Annotated in this window: 18 protein-coding genes; 16 read left to right on the forward strand and 2 right to left on the reverse strand. The window is 39.1% G+C overall.

Going from position 1 to position 22,278, the window contains the following annotated elements; translation table 11 throughout:
• Position 1: 1 nt before the first annotated feature.
• The gene (locus ACXIUD_RS15485) at positions 2-1,030 is read right to left on the reverse strand and encodes an alpha/beta hydrolase (RefSeq protein ID WP_458053551.1); all 1,029 of its coding nucleotides are present in this window, start codon (positions 1,028-1,030) and stop codon (positions 2-4) included.
• A 134-nt stretch (positions 1,031-1,164) separates the two neighbouring features.
• On the opposite strand from ACXIUD_RS15485, the gene ACXIUD_RS15490 reads away from it, so the two are divergent.
• The 9 genes from ACXIUD_RS15490 to ACXIUD_RS15530 all read left to right on the forward strand — a co-directional run bounded on the left by ACXIUD_RS15490 (position 1,165) and on the right by ACXIUD_RS15530 (position 14,478).
• Positions 1,165-2,796 carry a M28 family metallopeptidase gene (locus ACXIUD_RS15490; RefSeq protein ID WP_458053552.1) on the forward strand — a complete coding sequence of 544 codons (1,632 nt, stop codon included), beginning with the start codon at positions 1,165-1,167 and terminating at the stop codon, positions 2,794-2,796.
• 132 nt (positions 2,797-2,928) lie between these two features.
• Positions 2,929-3,609 carry a TetR/AcrR family transcriptional regulator gene (locus ACXIUD_RS15495; protein WP_458053553.1) on the forward strand — a complete coding sequence of 227 codons (681 nt, stop codon included), beginning with the start codon at positions 2,929-2,931 and terminating at the stop codon, positions 3,607-3,609.
• Positions 3,599-5,299: a peptidase domain-containing ABC transporter gene (locus ACXIUD_RS15500; protein WP_458053554.1), complete on the forward strand. Its 1,701-nt coding sequence runs from the start codon at positions 3,599-3,601 to the stop codon at positions 5,297-5,299. Before ACXIUD_RS15495 ends, ACXIUD_RS15500 begins: the two co-directional genes overlap by 11 nt.
• Positions 5,300-5,310: 11 nt before the next feature.
• Positions 5,311-6,660, forward strand: a complete 1,350-nt coding sequence (locus ACXIUD_RS15505; RefSeq protein ID WP_458053555.1) for an HlyD family secretion protein — start codon at positions 5,311-5,313, stop codon at positions 6,658-6,660.
• Entirely contained in the window at positions 6,660-8,045 is a 1,386-nt protein-coding gene (locus ACXIUD_RS15510; RefSeq protein ID WP_458053556.1) for a TolC family protein, read from the forward strand. Before ACXIUD_RS15505 ends, ACXIUD_RS15510 begins: the two co-directional genes overlap by 1 nt.
• A gap of 746 nt (positions 8,046-8,791) precedes the next feature.
• Complete coding sequence (locus tag ACXIUD_RS15515) at positions 8,792-10,696, forward strand: acetate--CoA ligase (RefSeq protein ID WP_458053557.1); 1,905 nt, start codon at positions 8,792-8,794, stop codon at positions 10,694-10,696.
• Positions 10,697-11,089: 393 nt separating this feature from the next.
• Entirely contained in the window at positions 11,090-12,466 is a 1,377-nt protein-coding gene (locus ACXIUD_RS15520) for a cytochrome ubiquinol oxidase subunit I (protein WP_458053558.1), read from the forward strand.
• A gap of 9 nt (positions 12,467-12,475) precedes the next feature.
• Complete coding sequence (cydB, locus tag ACXIUD_RS15525) at positions 12,476-13,513, forward strand: cytochrome d ubiquinol oxidase subunit II (protein ID WP_458053559.1); 1,038 nt, start codon at positions 12,476-12,478, stop codon at positions 13,511-13,513.
• A gap of 86 nt (positions 13,514-13,599) precedes the next feature.
• A complete protein-coding gene (locus ACXIUD_RS15530) occupies positions 13,600-14,478 on the forward strand; it encodes an alpha/beta hydrolase family protein (protein WP_458053560.1) in 879 nt (292 codons plus the stop codon).
• A 54-nt stretch (positions 14,479-14,532) separates the two neighbouring features.
• On the opposite strand, the gene ACXIUD_RS15535 is transcribed toward ACXIUD_RS15530, so the two are convergent.
• Complete coding sequence (locus ACXIUD_RS15535) at positions 14,533-14,934, reverse strand: STAS/SEC14 domain-containing protein (protein WP_458053561.1); 402 nt, start codon at positions 14,932-14,934, stop codon at positions 14,533-14,535.
• Positions 14,935-15,101: 167 nt separating this feature from the next.
• Between ACXIUD_RS15535 and ACXIUD_RS15540 the strand changes: the two genes are divergently transcribed.
• The 7 genes from ACXIUD_RS15540 to ACXIUD_RS15570 all read left to right on the forward strand — a co-directional run bounded on the left by ACXIUD_RS15540 (position 15,102) and on the right by ACXIUD_RS15570 (position 22,278).
• Entirely contained in the window at positions 15,102-16,004 is a 903-nt protein-coding gene (locus tag ACXIUD_RS15540) for an OmpA family protein (protein ID WP_458053562.1), read from the forward strand.
• A gap of 209 nt (positions 16,005-16,213) precedes the next feature.
• A complete protein-coding gene (locus tag ACXIUD_RS15545; protein ID WP_458053563.1) occupies positions 16,214-17,107 on the forward strand; it encodes an NAD-dependent epimerase/dehydratase family protein in 894 nt (297 codons plus the stop codon).
• A 351-nt stretch (positions 17,108-17,458) separates the two neighbouring features.
• Positions 17,459-17,842: a response regulator gene (locus ACXIUD_RS15550; protein WP_458053781.1), complete on the forward strand. Its 384-nt coding sequence runs from the start codon at positions 17,459-17,461 to the stop codon at positions 17,840-17,842.
• Positions 17,843-18,461: 619 nt separating this feature from the next.
• A complete protein-coding gene (locus ACXIUD_RS15555) occupies positions 18,462-19,529 on the forward strand; it encodes an oxygenase MpaB family protein (RefSeq protein WP_458053564.1) in 1,068 nt (355 codons plus the stop codon).
• Positions 19,526-20,200 (forward strand): transmembrane-type terpene cyclase, encoded by a 675-nt coding sequence (locus tag ACXIUD_RS15560; protein WP_458053565.1) that lies wholly within the window; start codon positions 19,526-19,528, stop codon positions 20,198-20,200. Before ACXIUD_RS15555 ends, ACXIUD_RS15560 begins: the two co-directional genes overlap by 4 nt.
• A 2-nt stretch (positions 20,201-20,202) precedes the next feature.
• A complete protein-coding gene (locus tag ACXIUD_RS15565; protein ID WP_458053566.1) occupies positions 20,203-21,651 on the forward strand; it encodes a sensor histidine kinase in 1,449 nt (482 codons plus the stop codon).
• Between the two features lie 195 nt (positions 21,652-21,846).
• A complete protein-coding gene (locus tag ACXIUD_RS15570) occupies positions 21,847-22,278 on the forward strand; it encodes a hypothetical protein (protein WP_458053567.1) in 432 nt (143 codons plus the stop codon).

Consider the following 22,278-nt stretch of genomic DNA (forward strand, 5'->3'; position numbering starts at 1 on the left):
ATTATTCCAACTCAAATAATTCTTTAGAAGCGAAAGTTTTGATGCCTGCCACGGATTCCAAAAATTCAATTGTTTCCTGCAGGACTGTTTCCCAATCCTGAGAAGTTATAGAGGATGCGATTACGTGGTCTCCTGTTTTGGGAAAGGCCATTTCTTGTTTGCTGGAATTTGGAGTTCCCAGTTGTTGGAACATCTCCTGCATTTTCGGAACAGAAACCACAAAATCTTGAGCAGTATCACTTTCATAGTAATAGCCTAGGAATACGGGCATGTTTACTTTTTCAAAGGTTGGTTGTACCATTTTACTTCTCAACAATACAGCTAAGGCTTCGTAACCATTCACATGATAGTATTCTGACCAATACTTGGCCTTATCTCCTTCTCGGTTACTTTTGCTGACACCACCTTTGATCAAAAAATTACTGGCTATAAACTTTGCCCAGGGATTGAAGAACTGTTGGAGACGCTCTCCATATTCTTGAATAGCAGGGGAGTACAGGACCAATGCTTTCATGTCAGGTCTTTCTGATGCAAGCACCAAAGATAGAGCACCACCCATACTCGTTCCTATGACAATAACTTCATCTCCCAAACTTTTACCTATCATGTAAGCTTCTCTAACTGCATCTGTTAAAAGCTGGGCTGATAAATATTCCATAGAATTAGGCCTCGCAATGCCATGTTCGGGAAGTCTTACAAGGAAGAGGTTGGCACCGAAATGCTTCGCTACTTCCCGATGCACTGGATCTCCTTCCATCTGACTTGCACCAAATCCATGAATATAGACAATAGAGTAAGGTGTTTTATTTTTTTGGATGCTATCTGCCCAGATAATTTTAGCTTGGTTGCCAGGCTTTAATTGACTGACAGTGTCTTCAATGCTTTTCACATACGCTTCTAAAGCGATTGCGTCCGTAGGAACTTCGGGATATTCACCATCCAATGTTTGTATTTTGGCTTTTGGTCCGAGCATGTAGGTGATAGCAAATACGATTGCTATGCCAAGGACAACTCTTAAAATAGTTTTCATGGGCTTACTAAGGTAGAATGGATGTCTAGTACTTCAAGTTAATATATTCCTTGGCAATATAAGTTAAGTTGTTGTTTTGAATGTGAAGGCAAGATTAAAAATAAAAGTATTATTTTCGCCGTATTCGAATGACTATGAAAAGACTAACAAAATTCATTGCGCCCATAGTGGCAATTGGAGCTTTTGCTTGCACAAGCTCTACCGAACAAGTATTTCAAATCACTCCGGCAGATCTTGAACCCCATATCATCGAACTCTCTGATGATTCTTATCTAGGTAGGATGCCTTTTACAGAAGGAGAAACCAAGACCTTGGCATACATGGAGAAGATCTTCTCAGAGATTGGTGCTGAACCTGGTAACGGGGATAGTTACTTTCAAGATGTACCTATGGTGTCCATTACATCCAAAGCATCAGAAATGATGCAAGTAGTGGGAGCTAAAGGGAAATTGGAACTGAAAGGATTTGAAGACTATGTGATTTGGACGCAGCGATTGGATGGAGAACAGCGCTTCAAAGATGCAGAGATGGTCTTTGTTGGATATGGAATTGTCGCACCCGAATATGCTTGGAATGATTATTCAGACTTGGATGTTAAGGATAAAATCGTGGTGATGTTGGTGAATGATCCAGGTTATGGACAAGAAAACACCGATTTATTCAATGGTAATACCATGACTTATTATGGTCGATGGACTTATAAATTAGAGGAAGCTGCGAAGCAAGGCGCTTTGGGGGCATTGATCATCCACGAGACAGCAGCTGCAAGCTATGGATTTGGTGTGGTACAAAACGCTTGGAATGGGACTAAGTTGTATCTAGATAATAGAGGGAAGGATGTATATCAACCTGTTTTTGAAGGCTGGGTAAGTACAGAAACTGCCAATAAGCTGTTTGATTTGGCTGGATTCTCAAGTGAAGAATTATTTGAACAAGCCAAATCGCCTGGGTTCAAAGGGATGCCTATGGGTTTGAAGGCTAGTTCATCTTTAAGTGCAGAAGGTAAATTTGATGTTTCAAAAAACTTCATAGCCAAGGTTACTGGTACTACACGACCTCATGAATACATCATTTATTCAGCCCATTGGGATCATATTGGTGTCGGTACTCCAAATGCTGAGGGTGACAGTATTTACAATGGCGCCTTGGACAATGCATCCGGTATTGCGGCCATGTGGGCATTAGCAAAAGGTTTTATTGAAGGAGAGAAACCAGAGAGAACAGTTGTATTTTTAGCAGTAACTGCTGAGGAACAAGGCTTGTGGGGCTCTGCTTACTATGCTCAAAATCCCGTTTTCCCAGCTGCGCAGACAGTTGCCAATATCAATATTGATGGATTAAATATCTTCGGATCCACCAAAGATATCGCTGTGATTGGCAAGGGACAGTCGGAATTGGATGATATCTTGGATACGGTGTTGGAAGGAAAGGGGAGATATTCCTCCGGAGATCCTGCGCCTACTGCAGGATTATATTACAGATCTGATCATTTTAATTTTGCTAAGATAGGGGTACCAGCATTGTATGTGGGTACTGGTTCGGACTATGTAGACCACTTGCAGGCTGAAAAAACATCGGCGATTTCCAAGAATTACCATACCCCAGCGGACGAGTACGATCCAGAGCTATGGGATTTGAGCAGTGCGGTGGAGGATTTGATGGTTTTGTACAAAGTTGGTTCAAAATTAGCTCAATCCGACAAGTGGCCTCAATGGAAAGAAGGCTCGGAGTTTAAAAGCATCCGTGAAAGCTACATGAAAAAGTAATCTTTGAAAATGCCCCAGTTTGAATGCTGGGGTGTTTTTTTTAATTTTTTGTAAGTAATACTAACAAAAAGTTAAGATTATAAAACCTTTTGTGAGTAGCCTACGTTATGCCAAACGTTCTTACATACCAATATGGATAGAATTCTACAAAGAGTAAGAGTTGATGTCAATGAGAAGATCTACCTCAAGGATCCGTTCAGTTCGGATTTGGGAAAGGATATCGTGCAGAAGAGTATTGACATGATGCTCGAGCTGGGCTTCGAAAATTTCACTTTTAAAAAATTATCTGTAACTGTTGGATGCACAGAGGCAGCGATTTACCGATATTTTGAAAATAAGCACAAACTTTTATTGTATCTATTCGGTTGGTATTGGGGATTTATAGAACAAAATTTGGTTTATTGCACGGCAAATCTTTCTGATGCACAACAAAAGTTAGAGCTTGCCATTCAATTGTTGGTAGAGGGGCCGATTTTTAGTAAAAACGATTTTCTAGACCCTATTAAATTGAGAAGGTTGCTCACAGATGAATCTACCAAAGCAATCATGACGAAGGAAGTTGACAAAGAACAAAAACAGGGATTTTTTCATCAGTATTACAAGTTAGGCGAGCGGATCGCTGAATTAATAGTAGCATACAATCCTAAGTATAAGTTTCCCAAAACACTAGTAACCACCATTATGGAAGCAAGTTTAATGCAAACATATTATGAAAACCACCTTCCAGGCCTGACCGAACAGCATGCCGGAAGTGGAAAAAAAGTCAATTTCTTCAATCAATTAGTATTTAAAACTATCGCACATGAAAACTGATAGCGGTTTGACTCCTTTGGACAGGTTCTTCAAACTCATCAATGAGGAAAAACGGGAGGTCTATGCAATTTACTTCTATTCATTATTGAATGGTACCTTATCATTGGTATACCCATTAGGTATTCAGGCCATTATCAATTTTGTATTAGGGGGTAGGGTGAGTACGGCTTGGTTGATCATGGTATTGGTAGTAACCATCGCCATTTCATTCAGCGGCTTCCTTCAAATCTCCCAATTGTATTTAACAGAGAAACTCGAGCAGCGTATTTTTGCAAAGGTGGGTTTCAGTTTTGCTTACCGTCTTCCTCGTTTGAAAATGGATGAGTTGGAAAAAAACTATACCCCTGAATTGGTTAACCGGTTTTTTGATGCTGTCAACTTGCAAAAGGGGATGTCCAAAATATTGATTGACTTTTCCTTTGCTATCGTGCAGATTACCTTTGGTATGATACTTCTGGCACTCTACAATATATTCTTTTTGCTTTTCAGTTTGGCCTTGATTGCTTTGGTGATTTTGATATTTTACTATACAAGTCCCAAAGGTATGGAAACCAATTTGAAGGTATCTACCATGAAGTATAAAACAGCTTATTGGTTGGAAGAAATCGGTAGAACGATGGCCACATTCAAATTGGCAGGTAACTCTAAGCTTCCTTTCTTCAATATGGATAAGTTACTGAAGTCCTATGTAGAGTATAGAGATAGACACTTTGCGGTATTGGTATTCCAGTACAAAATCATGATTGCTTTCAAAGCCTTGATTGTTACCACCCTATTGATTGTAGGTAGTATATTGTTGATTGATAACCAAATCAGTATCGGTCAGTTTGTGGCGGTTGAGGTGATTATTATTTTGATGGTAACATCGGTGGAGAAGGTGATTCTTTCCTTGGATGCCGTGTACGACACCATGACAGCTACAGAGAAAATCGGTCAAATTATGGATTTGAAAATGGAGCGAGAAGAAGGTACAGAGAAATCCTTAACGACCAATAATGAAAGTTTACAGTTCCAGGTTAAAAATCTTCATTATGCCATCAAAGACACCAATTATGAGGTATTGGATAATGTGACCTTTGATTTGAATGCAGGCGAAAAAGTTGTTTTGACAGGAAACAGTGGTGGAGGAAAAAGTACCTTGATGTACTTGATGTCTGGTCTTTACAGTGATTATAGAGGTAGAATCATCGTCAATGGGCTTCCAATAGATACGATGAATTTGGATAAACTGAGAGGATTTATTGGGGATAGTTTATCTCATCAGTCAATCTTCCACGGTACCATTTATGAGAACATTACCTTGAGGAAAGATGCGGAGGACTCGCATGTGCGAGAAATTTTGGAGTTGGTAGGTCTGAAAGACTTTATCTATAAGTTGACCGAAGATTGGGATACTCAATTGATGCCTGAAGGCAAGGGTCTTAGCAAAGAAGTGATTAGTAAGATCATTCTTGCAAGGTGTTTGGTGTGCAAGCCGAAAGCATTGTTGTTGGAAGACATGTTTGGTGCTATGGAGTATGAGGATAAGATGAAAATGGTAGACTACATCCTGGCAGGAAACTGGACAGTAATGTTAGTGACAAAAGAAAAAGATATTATAGAGAAATTCCCTCGTGTACTTGAATTGAAAAATGGTAAGTTGACTTACGATGGAAGTACAGATGGGTTTTTATCAACTAGAACAATTTAATTCCTAGGGCTATGATGCAGATTAGTAAAAACAAGATCAGTGAAAAAGTCTCTTTTAAAGAGTTCTTGAGCCTTAAAATGACCTATCCTGGCGATGACAGCAAAAAGAGGAGAAAGATACTTTTATGGATGTTACTAGGTGCTTTTCTCTTTTTGTTCTTGCCTTGGACACAGAACATACGATCGCAGGGTTTTGTGACTGCCTTACGTCCAGACCAACGTCCTCAAACGGTACATACCATTATTGCCGGTAGGATTGAGAAGTGGTATGTAGCGGAAGGTGATTTTGTTCATAAAGGGGATACAGTATTGTTGGTATCTGAGATCAAGGATGACTATTTTGATCCACAGCTTTTGGAGCGTACTCAGATGCAAGTAGACGCAAAGACTATGTCTGCTTTTTCCTATTCTGAAAAAGTGAAGGCGATTGAGATTCAGATAGAAGCGATGCGTCAAAATAATAAATTGAGGGTGGAACAGGCTACCAATAGACTTCGCATGGCAGAGCTTCAGGTAATTTCTGACAGTATTCGATTCGAGCAGGCAAAAGTGAATTTCAAAATTGGTGAAGAACAGTTGAAACGTGCAGAGAAACTCTTCCAAGAAGGCCTTCGCTCGTTGACAGACTTCGAACAGCGAGAGCTGAGATTTCAAGAAGTGCAGGCGGGCATGATAGCGGCTGAAAATTCATTGTTGCAAAGTGTCAATGCGCGAATTGCAGCCCAAATTGAATTGAATGCCATTGATAATGACTTTAGGGATCGAATGGCAAAGGCACGTGCAGATATGTTTGAGTCTATGTCCGCCCAATTTGACACGGAAGCCACTGTTACTAAACTTGAAAATCAGTACTCCAATTATGAAATGCGTACTGGTTTCCGATATATTCTAGCACCTCAGGATGGTTACATTACCCAAGCTGTGCAAGTGGGTATTGGTGAAACCATTAAGGAAGGTTCTGAGATCATCAGTATTATGCCAGCAAATGCACAGTTGGCAGTAGAGATGTTTGTGGCCCCGGTGGATTATCCATTGATGAGAGTAGGTTCAAAAGTTCGCTTTATTTTTGACGGTTGGCCTGCAATCGTATTCTCCGGTTGGCCTCAGATTACCAATGGTACCTTTGGAGGCGTAATCCATGCTATTGATAATTTTGCAAGTCCTAATGGAAAGTACCGAATCCTAGTAGTAGAAGATCCAGAGGATGAGAAATGGCCAGAAGCCCTGAGAATTGGTTCTGGTGCGGATGGTATTGCCTTGCTAAATGATGTGCCTTTGTGGTATGAGATTTGGCGACAATTAAACGGATTCCCTGCTGATTATTATACAGCCCGCGAAAAAGCGGATAACAAAAAGAAATAATGATGAGAGCAATTCTGGTATGCTGCTTTAGCTTCCTTTCATATACTATTTCTGCGCAAGAGATTTTGGATTTTGAAACCTACATGGATTGGGTTAGATCCTATCATCCTGTTGCCAAGCAAGCGGATGTAAACTTAGAATTTGGTAAACAGGAGTTACGCGCTGCGAGGGGAGGTTTTGACCCTAAAATTTATACTCAGCGAGATCGGAAGCGATTTAATAATTCTGATTATTTTGATATTCAAGAGACTGGAATATCCATTCCAACCATGGGTGGTGTAGAATTAAAAGGTTTGTTGGAGCAAAATTCTGGTGTTTTTCTAAACAGCGAGCGTACGGTTCCTTCTGGTGGATTATTTGCTGCGGGCGCCTCCTTCAATTTGGGACAAGGCTTGATTATCGATCAACGTAGAGCGGCTTTAAGGCAAGCACAAATCTTTAAGGAAGCTACCGTTGTGGAACGTCAATTGTTTTTGAATGATCTTTATCTTGACGCTACGGATCATTATTGGAAATGGGCCTCTGACTACCAAAATGTCAAGGTTTTTGAAGAGGGATATGAACTCGCAGTACAGAGATTCCAAATGGTGAAGGAAAGCTTTATACAAGGAGATTTCCCAGCAATTGATACGGTGGAAGCATACACGCAGGTGCAGGACCGTCTTTTCAGTCTTCAATCCGCTCAGATTAATTTCTTCAAATCCACTCAAATGTTGAATACATTCTTATGGGATGAAAGTGAAGAACCCGTTGACTTAGTGGAAGACGTGTTTCCTGAAAATGTGTTGGATCCCTTTATCGTAGATTACCTACCGGAGTCTTTGAGAGGTTATGTAAACATGCACCCGGAGCTTCGCTTGACAGATTTTGATATTGAAGCCTTGGAGGTAGATCGTCGCTTCAAAGCCAATTTACTTTTACCCGTGGCAAAGTTTAACTATAATTTCTTGACAGAAACATTTAGCCAAGCTGAAGTTGTCCCTTTTTTGGAAAATAATTACAAGTATGGATTTACCATATCTACACCATTGTTTCTTAGAAAAGAACGCGGTGGGTTAGGGATGGCCCGTGCCAAATTGAACTTCAAGAATTATGAGCGAGATCTCAAATTTTTACAATTGAGAAACAAGCTTGATGCTGAGATCTTCAACTTTGAGACTGTGGGTCAACAGTTAGTTGTATTTACGAATAATGTGGATGGTTTGCAAAAATTATTAGATGGAGAAATGATGCGCTTTGAAGTAGGAGAGTCTTCCTTATTCCTTGTCAATGCTCGTGAGGTAAGTTTGATAAGTGCTCGTGTTACTCTTAACAATCTGGCAGCCCGTAGGAAGACAGCCTATGCCAAAATGCTCAATGCAGCAGGTCTAGGATTTGAAGAATAAGATTAAGCCCGGCGGAAGTCGGGTTTTTTTTTAGAAACGAGACTTGCCTGCTGCAAGCTGGAGACGAGAAGCGAGAGACGAGAATCAAGTTTCAAGACTTGTACCATGTACTAAGTACCATGTACCAAGTACGGGAATCAGGTGATACGAAATTATTGTCTTCTGTACTGACATTCCTCATTCCTAATTTAATGTCGTTTAGTTTAGCAAAACTTTTCCAAAGTTCTGTTTGCAGATTCAGTTTGATTGTACTGCTAATCAAACTTTGGAAAAATTTCACCTCAACTTGCATTCTTATCTAAACGACATTGATTCCTAATTTATCAACTGTTTACTCTTAATTATTTTTGTCCTGATTGCTATCGGGATTAGAGGGTAGACCTGCCTTCCGTCATTAAGGTTTTAGATTTGTCGGCCACTCGATTCGGCCTTCGGTCAATGACCTGTCAACCTATTTCATGAGGGGGTAAATTTTTTGTCAACTGCTCACTGTTCACTGCTAACTTTTAAGTACGGTATCCGGGTAAGAAGAAAGGAATATCTTCTGTATCCACATTCCTAATTCCTCATTCTTCATTCCTAATTTATCAACTGCTCACTGCTCACTGTTCACTACCCACTGCTCCCTCGTAGCTATATCTATTTAGCTTTTTATTGTTAAAACCCTTCGTTTTTTTGCTTTACCTTAGATTCAGAGAATTTTATCTCCCAAAATAACGTAATAGCACTATTTATTTGTCGTATTAATGGCTTCTATCAATGATTATCAACAATCGCTTACAAATCCAGAAGAGTTTTGGAAAGAACAAGCTAAAAGAATCGCATGGTTAACATTTCCAGAAAAAACACTTTCTACCAATGACCAAGGTTTTTACCGTTGGTATGAAGGAGGCAAGCTAAATACATCATATTTATGTTTGGATTATCATGTAGAAACTGGTCGTGGTGATCAAGTAGCCTTAATTTATGATTCTCCTGTTACCAATACCATTCAAAAATTCACTTATCGGGAATTAACAGCTAAAGTTGCACTTTTTGCTGGATTATTAGCGTCTCAGGGGGTTGGTAAAGGAGATACGGTAATCATATACATGCCCATGGTACCTGAGTCAGTCATTGCCATGCTTGCCTGTGCCCGATTAGGTGCGATCCACTCGGTTGTATTTGGTGGATTTGCCCCGCATGAACTGGCTATCCGAATTAATGATGCAGAGCCAAAGGTGATAGTCTCAGCTTCCTGTGGGATTGAATTTGATCGAGTGATTCCTTACAAACCCTTGATAGATCAGGCATTGAAAGAAGCTACCTTTGAGCCCGACTACCATATTGTTTTGCAGCGACATATGGCTATTGCCGAACTTCGTTCGGCACGAGAGATTGATTGGAATCAGGCATTGGAGAGTGTTGAACCGCATACCTATGTTTCTGTGGATGCGTGGGACCCTTTATATATTCTGTACACTTCGGGGACCACAGGGAAACCTAAAGGCATTATCCGGGACAATGGAGGACATGCAGTGGTCATGAAATATAGTTTGGAAGCAGTTTATGACACCAAACCCGGTGAGGTGTTCTGGGCAGCATCAGATATTGGCTGGGCAGTAGGGCATTCCTACATTGTCTATGCGCCATTGATTTCAGGATGTACCACGATTTTGTTTGAAGGCAAACCTATTCGTACTCCGGATGCTGGGACTTTTTGGAGAATTATAGAGCAACATCAAGTGAAAACATTTTTTACCGCACCAACTGCTATCCGGGCAATTAAAAAAGAAGATCACGAAGGGGATTTATTCAATAACTATGATGTGTCTTCCTTGAAATACTTGTTTGTGGCAGGCGAGCGCTGTGATCCGGCTACCTATGAATGGGTGAGTGATTTACTCCAAATACCGGTGATTGACCATTGGTGGCAAACCGAGTCTGGATCTCCTATGTTGGCTAATATGGCAGGGATAGGATTGAAACCTGTCAAGCCAGGCTCCTCATCTACCCCGGTTCCTGGTTATGATGTACAGATTATGAGTGAGGATGGTCAATTATTAGGGCCCAATCAGGAAGGATATGTGGTCATCAAATTACCCCTGGGCCCGGGTTGCTTCCCGACTTTATGGAAAGATGATGAGCGATTTAGAAAAGGGTATTTGTCTAAGTTTGAAGGATACTACCTGACTGGTGATGGTGGTTTTAAGGATGAAGACAACTATTTCTATATCATGGGAAGGGTGGATGATGTCATCAATGTCAGTGGACATCGACTGTCTACGGGAGAGATGGAGGAAATTGTCGCTGCCAACCCCATGGTGGCAGAATGCGCCGTGGTGGGTATCGCCGATAAACTCAGAGGTCAGCGGCCAATTGCCTTGGTAGTGCTCAAAGATGGCCGGACTATCAGCAGGGAAGATTTGGAAACGCAATTAGTGAAAAGTGTTCGGGAAACCATTGGTGCGATTTCATACTTCAAAACAGCATTGATTGTCAAAAGGCTTCCCAAGACACGCTCTGGGAAAATTCTTAGAAAAATCATCAGAAACATTGCAGACGATATCCCTTTTGATATTCCATCGACTATTGACGATCCGATGATATTGGACGAAATAAAAGAAATTCTCAAGACGAATAAAATTGGAATCGAGTTTGACTTGGATTAAAATTAAAGGTCACCCCCAAATTTTCGGTAATTATGCATTTAATCATGAGATCTTTTCAAGCCTGACTGACGCAAGTCCAGGTATCAATTAAAAGAATATGTTTAAACAATAAGGAAGAGAGAGTAGCTTCGTAGCACTTTTTCTTCCTTTTTTACCTTTAAAATCCACGATATACAAGGTGGTTGGAGAGTTTGCCGAAAACACTGAGGTTTTTTAATATAAATTGACTCTTATCAGCAAAGCTTAAACCTATTTTTCAATGATTTTTAAATATCAATGTGACCTTCGTCTCAGTGATTTTATGATATCCATCATACTTTTATGCATTCGTTTCATTCGATAGTTAATCGAATGGTCCGATGAAAAACTGCTAACCTTAGATTATCAAACATCATGGATGTAGAAATTTTATCACGTATCCAATTCGCTTTTACTGTTGCCTTTCATTACATCTATCCGCCTTTAAGCATTGGTATAGGTTTACTGATGGTTGTTTTTGAAACGATGTATATCCGAACCAAAAAGAAAGATTATGAAATATTAGCAAAGTTTTGGACAAAGATTTTTGCTATTACTTTTGGCATTGGTGTCGTGACAGGCATTGTCATGGAGTTTGAGTTTGGGACTAATTGGGCAACCTATTCCCGCTATGTAGGTGACATATTCGGAAGTGCCTTGGCAGCAGAAGGAATCTTTGCTTTTGCCTTAGAGAGCAGTGCATTAGGAATATTACTCTTTGGTTGGAATCGTGTCAAACCTTGGGTTCATTTAGTAGCGACTTGGGCAGTATTCTTGGGGTCAATGTTTTCGGCGGTTTGGATCGTGGTTGCCAATTCTTGGCAACAAACGCCTGCAGGTTATCATATTGTAGGAGAAGGCCTGCAGGCCCGGGCAGAAATTGTAGATTTTTGGGCGATGGTTTTTAATCCTTCCTCAGTAGATCGTCTCACACATGTTTGGTTGGGTGCATTTCTAGCTGGAGCATTTTTAATTTTGAGTGTGCATGCCTATTACATCCTTAAAGGAAGATATGTATCCTTATCCATGAAAGCTTTTAAAATCACCTTGGTGGTGGCAGTCATTGCTTCATTAGCACAATTATTTACGGGACATAATTCTGCGGAGGGAGTTGCTGTCAATCAACCAGCTAAATTAGCTGCCTTAGAGGGACACTATGAGGCAAGCGGACCTGCTGATTTGTATTTAATTGGATGGGTAGATAACAAAACTCAAAAAGTCACTGGGTTGAAACTTCCGGGCGGTTTATCTTTTATGTTGCATCAGGATTTTGAAACTCCCGTGACCGGTTTGAATGCATTTGCTGAGGAAGATAGGCCAGGACAAGTGAATGCTGTTTTTCAGTTTTATCATTTGATGGTGGCTATAGGAATGTTTCTGATAGCTTTAAGCTTATTTGCTCTTTTGCAGTGGAAGCGTGGGAAGCTATTTGAAAATAAATGGTTGCTATGGACGTTTGTGTTTACCGCGATTTTGCCCCAGCTGGCCAATCAATTTGGATGGTTTGCAGCAGAAATGGGGAGGCAGCCATGGGTAGTGTACGGATTGCTCCGCACCTCGGATGCACTTTCCAAAAGTGTGCAAGCTAATCAAGTGTTATTTTCTTTAGTCTTGTTCTTTATTGTATATGCAATTCTTTTTTTGTTGTTCATTTATTTGATGAATAAAGCTATCCAAAAAGGACCCTCTAATGATACAGACTCAGACGAGGGAAGTATAAATAGTCAAATCGCAACGATCATTTCAAAATAATCAGTACTTATGGAGACTTTACTTGGCATTGATTATCCCACTTGGTGGTTTTTAGTAGTAGGCGCACTTTTTTCAGGCTACGCGATTTTAGATGGTTTTGATTTTGGTGCTGGGGCTTGGCATATTTTCTTCCGAAGAGAAAGTAGTCGTCAGACGGCCTTGAAAGCCATTGACCCGACTTGGCATGGGAATGAAGTATGGTTGGTTATTGGTGGGGGAACCTTATTTGCTGGCTTCCCTGTATTTTATGGTACCTTATTTTCTGCCATGTATACACCCTTTATCCTGTTTTTGATGTTTATCATTTTTAGAGGGATATCGATTAAGTTTCGAAATATGGAAGAAATGCCTTGGTGGAGAACTATGTGGGACTGGTGTTACTCGATTTCAAGTGTCATGTTAGCATTTCTACTTGGTGTAGTCTTAGGTAACATTCTCAACGGGATGCCATTGGACGAAAATTTCGAATACATTGGAGGTGGTTTTTTCGAGTTTTTAAATCCTTTTTCTATCCTTGTAGGGATTACAAGTGTGGGGTTGTTTATGATGCATGGGGCTGTTTATCTCTTATTGAAAACGGAAGGGTCTCTTTATTTCCGAATCCAAGGATTTTTAAAAATAGGGATGGCATTTTTCATATGTTCCTATGTAATTACCACACTCTATGGATTGCTAACCTTGGATCATTTGCTTCTTGTTTTTCAAGAAAATCCACTACTATTTGTGGTTCCAGTATTGGTTTTTCTGAGTATTGCCAATGTGCCACGTTTGGCTAGCAAGGAAAAATACGGGTGGGCTTTTGTATTTACCAGTCTAACCATTGCGTTACTCCTAGTTATCGTGGCTGCTGAATTGTATCCTAGACTTCTTTGGTCCAATGGAATAGAAGCTCATAGTATTACCATTTATAATGCTGCGGCGTCTATCAAAACACTTAAGATTATGATGGGATTTGTTGCTGTGGGTGGACCACTTGTGCTGTTATACAGCTATTTTGTTTACCGAACATTCTGGGGGAAAGTTAATTCAGCGTCTGAGGGGTATTGATTGTAAAATACTATCTTATAAATTTCTTTCGCTTGAAATGAACTTTTATTTTTAGGCGCCTACTGTCTCCTTAACTGTCAATAAACATGGATTTGATGATAAAAGAAAGTGAAATGAAACTGCTTAATCTACTACTATTGATAGTCTTATGTTTTCTTTTTTCATGTTCGGTAGAAAGTGAAAATATAGACAAAGTAGAAAACCCGTCTTTCCAAATTAACAAACGAGTCAACTATAATGATTTTAACATTGACCTTGTTGTGTATAAACCTGAAGGCAATGAGTTTGATGTCATAGTTGCTTTTCATGGTACGGTAAGACGGGACAATTTAATCGTACAAGCTGCTCAAAATGTACTTGAGCGTTTCAAAGAAATTGTGGATAGAAAAGATATCATGATTATCAGCGTCGCTTATCCACAGGAAAATTTACTTTTTGGCGATAATATACTCCATGCAGAAGCAGCCCTTCTTTGGGTAAAAGAACAGGCAAGTTTGGAGTTGGGACTTCAGTTGAATAAAGTCTTCATCGCCGGGCACTCACAGGGTGGATACATTGTGACAAGGCTTAATACCATGCAAGTAACTGACGGTGTAATTGCGAATGCTCCCGGTCCACTCAACTTGGTATTTCGATGTCAATTAGAGGAAAATGGTCAGATTCCTAACGAAATGGAATGCAATATTTTACATGATGAATATGGATCTACTTCGGAGAACCCTCAAGCTTATTTTGAAAGATCTTTGTTGAATTTTACTGATGGCTTCAAATCCGATATTTTATTCGTTCAAGGATTGAATGATGGTCCCATTCATATGCATTCATGGCCAACATTCAAGCAGCAGCTTGCCAACTGCAAGAATTGTCAATCAATCGATATTCTCGAATTACCCGGGGAGGGGCATGCTGCTCTCTTTCAAAGTGCACAAGCTAAAATTGCTTTCAATAATTTTTTAGTCAGGTAGTTTGAACAAAAAATTATAGAACTACTTTTCCTGAATTGCCCTCAAATGATAAAGTTAATTGATTTTATCTTTTGATAGGACTGATTGAAGCCATTGCTCGGCTTCATGGATGTGCTCAAAAATACTATAAGGTACAGGTTGTTTTTGAAATGAAAAGATCATTTTTAAGATTGCACGGATGGCTGCATTGGGAATTACATATGCCGTGCCCACACAGAAATCCACCATTAAATTGCTGTTTTCTTTCAGCCAAGCAGCTTGCATTTGTTGGTGCTTGAGGGAGGGAATAGAAGCGTTGCTAGCATCAAACAGGATGCCGAGTGATCGCTGATGTCTGTAGCAGGCCTTGTTTTCATTGAGGTAGGTTTGAAAGTTTGCATCCGTACTCTTCGCACCTGTAAAGGTTACCCTCACCAGGGGGAAGTCTGTTTCATCAATTGTAGCATATTTTTCCATACAGAAGTAACAGCTTTATAGCCATTGAGTTTAGAGAAAGTTTTTTTGGCATAAAATTTTCTTTAGAATGTACCTTAAATCAGTTATAATTTATGATGATCGCATCAACAGAAATGATGAATTTGCGTAAGAAATCACTATAAATTCCATGTAGAAATAATCCTTTTATGACAAAACTTAATGCCTTAGCACTAATGGGTGGCTTGCTGATATTAGCTGCCTCTTCCTGCGCCCCTGTGTACCGTTGTGGAGATCGTGTTCCTGATAAATTGCCAGGAGGAAAACGATTAAAAGCGGTCATCTTAGAGCGTGATGAATTATGTACCAACCTTTCCATGAGTGAGTCCGAAAATGCAGATCTCACCGCAAGGTTGGATGAAAGTACTCAGCAAAATCAAGTTCTCCGACAGGAATTTTCTGATTTACGTGGTCTGTATGATGACTTGAGAAATGAGAATGTTTCTCAAGCCCAACAATTTAATACAGCTCTCCAGCAGAAATCCAATGAATTGAATGAGAAAGAGCGTTTGCTGCTGGAGCGGGAAAATGCGCTGCGCGAAATGCAGCAAATTATCGCCCGTCAGGATTCAATTACACAGCGTTTGAACGATATTGTGAGAAATGCGCTACTTGGTTTCAATTCTGATGAGCTGACTGTAGAGGTCAGAAATGGGAAAGTATATGTCTCTATGTCCGATAAGTTATTGTTCCGTTCGGGCAGTGCAGATGTGGAGCAAAAAGGAAGACAGGCCATTCAAGTTCTGGGAGATGTTTTGAATAAAAATGAGGAGATTGATGTATTGGTCGAGGGACACACTGACAATGTACCTATCCGAACTGCACGCTTTAGAGACAATTGGGACTTGAGTGTGGTTAGGGCTACCTCTATTGTCAGAATCCTAACAGATGAGCATGCTATTTCTCCTAACAGGGTTACCGCTTCCGGAAAGGGTGAATTTTTGCCAAGAGCTTCCAATGATACAGCAGATGGGAGAGCACTGAACAGACGTACAGAGATTATCTTATCTCCGAAGTTAGATGAATTGATGAAAATTTTGACAGGGAATTAATTCTTGATGTTCTTTTTAAACGTTGTGTCTTTTGGTCTTCAAGTAAATCCTTTTGGATTGCGACGAGGGCTTGAAAGCACAACGTTTTTTTGATGGATAATCTCTCATTTAGTTAAAACAGCGATTTTTTTTTGGGGCAATTCTTCTGGGAATTTTAAACTTTGTTTTCGGTAATTTGTAATCTTAGTGTAGATCAAATCAATTCAATCATGAGGATATTCTTTACAGGAGGATCAGGAAAAGCAGGTAAACATGCCATTCAGTATTTATTGGATCAAGGTCATCAGGTGTTAAATGTGGATTTAAAACCGGTGGATATCCAAGGGGTCAATACCATAATTGCTGACATCACGGATTCAGGACAGATGTTTAATGCCATGACTTCCTACACCTGGTTTGATGAATTGGAAGCAGGAACTGGTGTACCTAAATTCGATGCAGTGGTTCATTTTGCAGCTGTTCCAAGAATTCTCATCAATCCTGATAATGAAACCTTCCGTGTGAATACGGTGGGAACTTACAATGTAATTGAGGCTGCTGTAAAGTTGGGTATCAAAAAGGTCATCATCGCTTCTTCGGAGACCACCTATGGCATTTGTTTTTCAGATGGGCAGACCAATCCTCAATCATTGCCATTGGAAGAAGATTACGATGTGGACCCAATGGATAGCTATGGTTTGTCCAAAGTGGTAAACGAGCAAACGGCTCGTAGCTTTCAGAGGAGATCCGGTGTGGATATTTATGCCTTACGGATTGGTAACGTCATTGAGCCTCATGAGTACGCTGAGCTTTTTCCTCATTACTTTAAACACCCGGAAGTCCGTAGAAGAAATGCCTTTTGCTACATCGATGCCCGCGATTTAGGGCAAATTGTGGACCTATGCTTGAAAAAAGATGGTTTAGGGTTTCAAATCTTCAATGCCGGTAATGATCACAATGGTGCCATTATTCCAAGTAAGGAACTGGCTACACGCTTTTTTCCAGGAGTTCCAATTACCCGAGAGCTGGAGGAACATGAGGCATTATTTTCCAATCGAAAGATTAAGGATGTGTTAGGATTCAAAGAAGAGCATAATTGGAGGAAGTATGTGGGAGCTAAATAAGATTTCCATAAAATAAATAAGATCTTTCCTTTAAATATCTGCTTCAAAGTCCCTTGATCGATTTTAAGAGTTCATCTCTGTAGTTTTTCCCTATGGGAATAACTTTTCTTTTGATTTCAAGATGAGAATCGTCTAGGGTATCCAATTTTTGATTTTATATTAGAATGCCAGCATTCTTCGGGAAATTTTTAATGGCTTTGGAATAATAATTTTTATCGTTTGTCCATATCCGAAGTTTTATACCTTTTATTTTTCTATATTAAGGCAATGATATCCAGATGTTTGATTATCAAAGCGGCATGGATACATTATATTTGATTCAAATGATGTAAAATATCCAAAAAAAGAATGATGAAGTTTTTAGTAGTAGATGATGAGAAAGATGTTGAGATGCTTTTCCGTCAGAAATTTAGAAAAGAAATTAGAAGTGGGAAAATTGAGTTTGATTTTGCATTTTCCGGTCAGGAAGCACTTGAAATCCTAAAAAGTAAAAAACCTCCTGAGGTGATGTATATTTTTTCGGATATCAATATGCCTGGGATGAGCGGATTAGAACTATTGAATCAAGTAAAAAAGGATTTTCCCCAAATAAAGGTAAGTATGATCTCTGCATATGGAGACAGTGAGAATTATGAAAAGGCCATGAGTTCTGGAGCGAAGGAGTTTTTTACAAAGCCTATTAATTTTGATTCACTCAAAAAGGAAGTAGAACAAATACTCCAGATAAATGCCTAATTATATGCTAAATAAAGATGATTCCTCCTTGAGAAATGATTAATAAATAGCGAAAATCTGGAACTGCGGAATGCACTTAAACAACTGACCATTGAATTGGAAAATGAAAACTAGGGCATCGAAAAGCAATCATAGGACATTTGGCCATAAGGGACCCCAATTAAACCAAAATTTTCACTAAATATTAAATGATTGAACATATCGTAAACCAATGAAAATATTTAGAATAATTTTCGCATAGTTCACATTTCTCTCAATAAAATTTTGTATTTTACATTTTAATAAAATTGTATTTTACGATATTTAAGAAAAAAATGAACTCCTTTTGAGGGGTTGATTTGTAAGTTTAGGATAAAAAATTTTGGCGGATTAATAACGCTTTCAATCTCTTTTTAATCAATAAAATATGACTCTACTTGGCTGGATATTTTTGGGACTACTCTTATTGTTTATAAGTGCTTCCATAAGCTTTATTTTAAATAACAGGCGTTTAAGAAAAGCTGCCCTGCAAAAATTGGAGCAGGTTGACACCTCTAAGGTCAATGACTGGTCAGACTCCTTCCTTTTGGAGAAAAGAAAACATACAGATCCCCTTGCAGACAAAACAGTTGCTTTGATCATGCAAAAAAAGGAAATAGCCACTATCAATCATTTGTTTGAGCATATAACCCGTGATCGAGATCATCTGGATCCTAACGCACCTGATGAACTTAAAGCCTATTTTGAAGAAAGTGCTCAACTCCCTGACTGGGCGGATCAAGATTTAATGGCTCTCGGGCAACAGATTTACCTTAGACATGGCTTTTGGGTATCTTTATTACTCTGTTACAAATCTCTTCCGGAGTGTTATGCTTGTGCAGATGGCTCCGAAGTACTTCACAGAACTGCTAGGCTCAATGAAAAACACGGATCTACAGAGGCATTTAGTAGGAGAATTTCGGAAACTGCTCAGTTTGTGTTTTTTGCAATGTTACCCGGTGGACTTTCCAAAAAAGGGCGAGGACTTGTCGCGACACAAAAGGTTCGACTGATTCATGCCGTGATTCGCCATTATATTAAGGCAAATGGCTGGGATGCAGAAAAGTATGGTGAACCCATCAATCAAGAAGATCTAGCAGGTACATTGATGTCTTTTTCAGCACTGATTTTAGAGGGGATGGATCAAATAGGTATAGAATTAGAGCCAGTAGAACTTGAAGCATATATGCACTGCTGGAGAGTAATAGGGCACATTGTAGGTCTTGATGACGATTTGATCCCCTCAAATGCAAAGGATGCGCTCAAACTAGGGCACAGCATTCTTGATCAACAAATAAAAGAAAGTGAATCAGGCAAAGCGCTGACAAGGGCATTGCTTGAATGGATCAATTTGAAATCACATCCTTTTTTTGCTCCGAACACCAATGTTGCCATTATGAAAATTATGATGGGCAAGGAAATATCCGATCTTTTGGCAGTCCCAGAATCTAATGCAGCTCATCAGGAGAAGATTGAAAAACGTATCAAAAAAATTGCTCAGATTGGCGAATTCTTGGATAAAAGCTTGATTTTCGCAATGGTCCTTCAATTTTTTACACGAATCTTCTCTCAATTTATGATCAGTAAAATGACCAAATCCAACATTCTCAATTTCTATCTTCCCAAATCTTTGACAGAGGATTGGGGAACTAAAAAGACGAGTCGATGAATCAGCCACTCATTAATTTTGAAGATTATTCGTTTCCAGGATTGATTTTCAATGGAGTAGGATGCCTTTTTTGGGTCGTGGCTTATGTAATCTTGGTTTTAGAAATCAAAAAGAAAAAATTTGTTGAAATGCCCGCCTATGTGGCAGGGGCAAATATTGGGTGGGAATTTGTATGGAGCTGGATTTACCATCCCAATACAGGCCTTTTATTTGCACTGAGCTATCAAGCGGCGTTTTTACTGGATTGTTTTATTTTCTATTCTGTAATAAGGTATGGTACCAAACAGCCGATGAATGAGGATACCAAAAAGTATTTTGTTTACTTCTGCATCATTAACTTCATCTTTTGGATTTTATTTAGTTATTTCTATAGAAATGAAGGTTTTGATACCTTAATCGGTGCCAATTCTGGATATATAATAAATGTCATATTATCGCTGCAGTGTTTGTTTTTACTGATGCAGACCAAAGATACTGGACAGTTTTCCATGGTTTTGGCTTGGGCGCGAACACTAGGGACAGGGTTGATTACCGTGTCAATGTTTTTCTTTTATCCTGAAAATCATTTTGTACAATTCTTGGGGGTATCTTGTTTCCTACTGGATAGTACTTTCATCTATACGTTATGGAAAAGACATGGGACACTATTTGGTGTTCTTAGTAAAGGTTAGTTATGTTTAAGAAAATCACTCAATTCTTTATCCCGAAAAAAAAGCTCGAAACTGAAGACAATCTTCGCTCGGAGACAATTTTTGTTTCCGTACTTCTTATTTCAGGGCTTTCCAATCTTTTAGGAGTAAATCTTGCTTACGAAATTGATTCAGAGGTAAATGCCTATTTACTTTTAATCAATGCCTTTATCAATTTGCTTATCCTTTTTGCCTATAGATATGGATTACCAAAACCGATTGCCGCAACAGTATTTTTGACCCAGTTTGCAGTAACCTTCCCAATTCAAGCTTGGCTACAAGGTGGATTAAGCTCACCAGCGGCAGCAGCATTATTTTTACTTCCTGCTGTAGCGATGCTAATTTCAGGAAAAAACGCAGCCATCTTTTGGATGATTGTTTCGGCAATTTTAAGCTTAGGCTTATTTATTATGGAATCCAATCTTGGAGCCCCAGTGCCACAATATGATTTAAGTAAAAAACAGCTCTTTTACTTTTCTTCAATCTTGGGTACTAACTTCACTATTTTTCTAATTTTATTGATTTATGAATTAGGAAAATCTAAAGCATTGAAAAATATTCAAGAGAAAAACGATATCTTGATCAGTGCCCAAGAACAATTAATTCAACAGGAAAAGCTTGCTTCTCTAGGTCAATTGACTGCTGGAATAGCTCATGAAATCAAAAATCCATTAAATTTCGTCAATAATTTTTCGGAAATAGGTACAGAACTGCTTGAAGAAGTTTTCGAGGAGTTAGATAAGCTAGAAGATTCTACAACCAAGAAAGAAATCGTAGCGATCCTTCAGGATGTGAAAGTCAATCTTAGCAAGATTCACGAACACGGCACACGCGCTAATGGTATTGTCAGTTCCATGCTGATGCATTCCCGTGGTGGGTCGGGCAAGATGGAGCCCACCGATCTCAATGCGCATGTCAAAGAGTATATAAACTTAGCCTTTCACGGCATGAGGGCTGGAAAAAACCCTATCAATGTGGATATACAGTATGATTTAGATGAAAATATAGGTAGTATTAATTTAATAGAGGAAGATTTTAGTCGGGTGATATTGAATTTATGTAATAATGCTTTTGATGCGATGCGGGAGAGGGTTTTAAAAACACAAAGTAAAAGACCTGCCTACCAGTCAGACAACCAAAAGATTCAAGATCGAAGTTCTTCTACTATGCAATTTATACCAAAATTAAAAGTGACTACTACTCTTGTAAAAGGTCAGGTTCGAATTTCCTTTGAGGATAATGGCATTGGTATTCCAGAAGCCATCAAAGATAAAATCCTTCAGCCTTTTTTTACAACAAAGAAAGGGACGGAAGGGACCGGACTTGGGCTGAGTATTTCACATGATATTGTGAAGAGACATTCTGGTATTTTACATGTGGAAAGTGAAGTTGGTGTTGGGACTAAATTCACTATTTCATTATCTAAAAATTAAGTAATAAGAGTGCTTATCAAAATGAATTTGATGTGTAGAGACTGTTTAAAGAGTATCTAAATAGTTTTTCGTAAAATAAAGTTCTTGTAGAAAATTGAAGATAAAATGATTATCTTGAATGTTGAAGCTTTGGGTATCTAGTTGTGCGCTGTTGTTTCGAATAAAAATTAAAATAACCCTTTTAAATTAACTGTTATGAATTTTAAAGTTATGAGTGTCAGTGCCCTGTTGGTGGGATTTTTTTTCCTTTCCATACTTGGTCAAAACTTTATTTTTGAACGCTTTTCTAATGAGCAAGATCAAAGAAGACAAGAATATAGACTAGTCGTAAAAGTGATCAACGATGAGTGGCGTGTAGTAATTGATGGTGATGAGTCTCGCAGCGATGTTACCATGAGGAGAGGAGATCGAATTCGATGGGTGGTAGAAGGATCTGATGCCTCCTTAACTTTCCCTGATCAAAAGATTTTTGGACATGATACCCGTGAAGTGAAAGCTGGTAATCCATTGGTATTGGCAGTTTCTGCAAATAGTCCACGTGGTACTTTTGCTTATACTGTTTTTGTTCATGAGGGAATGACCTATGCAAGGGGCCAATCGCCACCTAGAATTATCATAAGGAACTAA

This window comes from Mongoliitalea sp. (genome assembly GCF_054166905.1).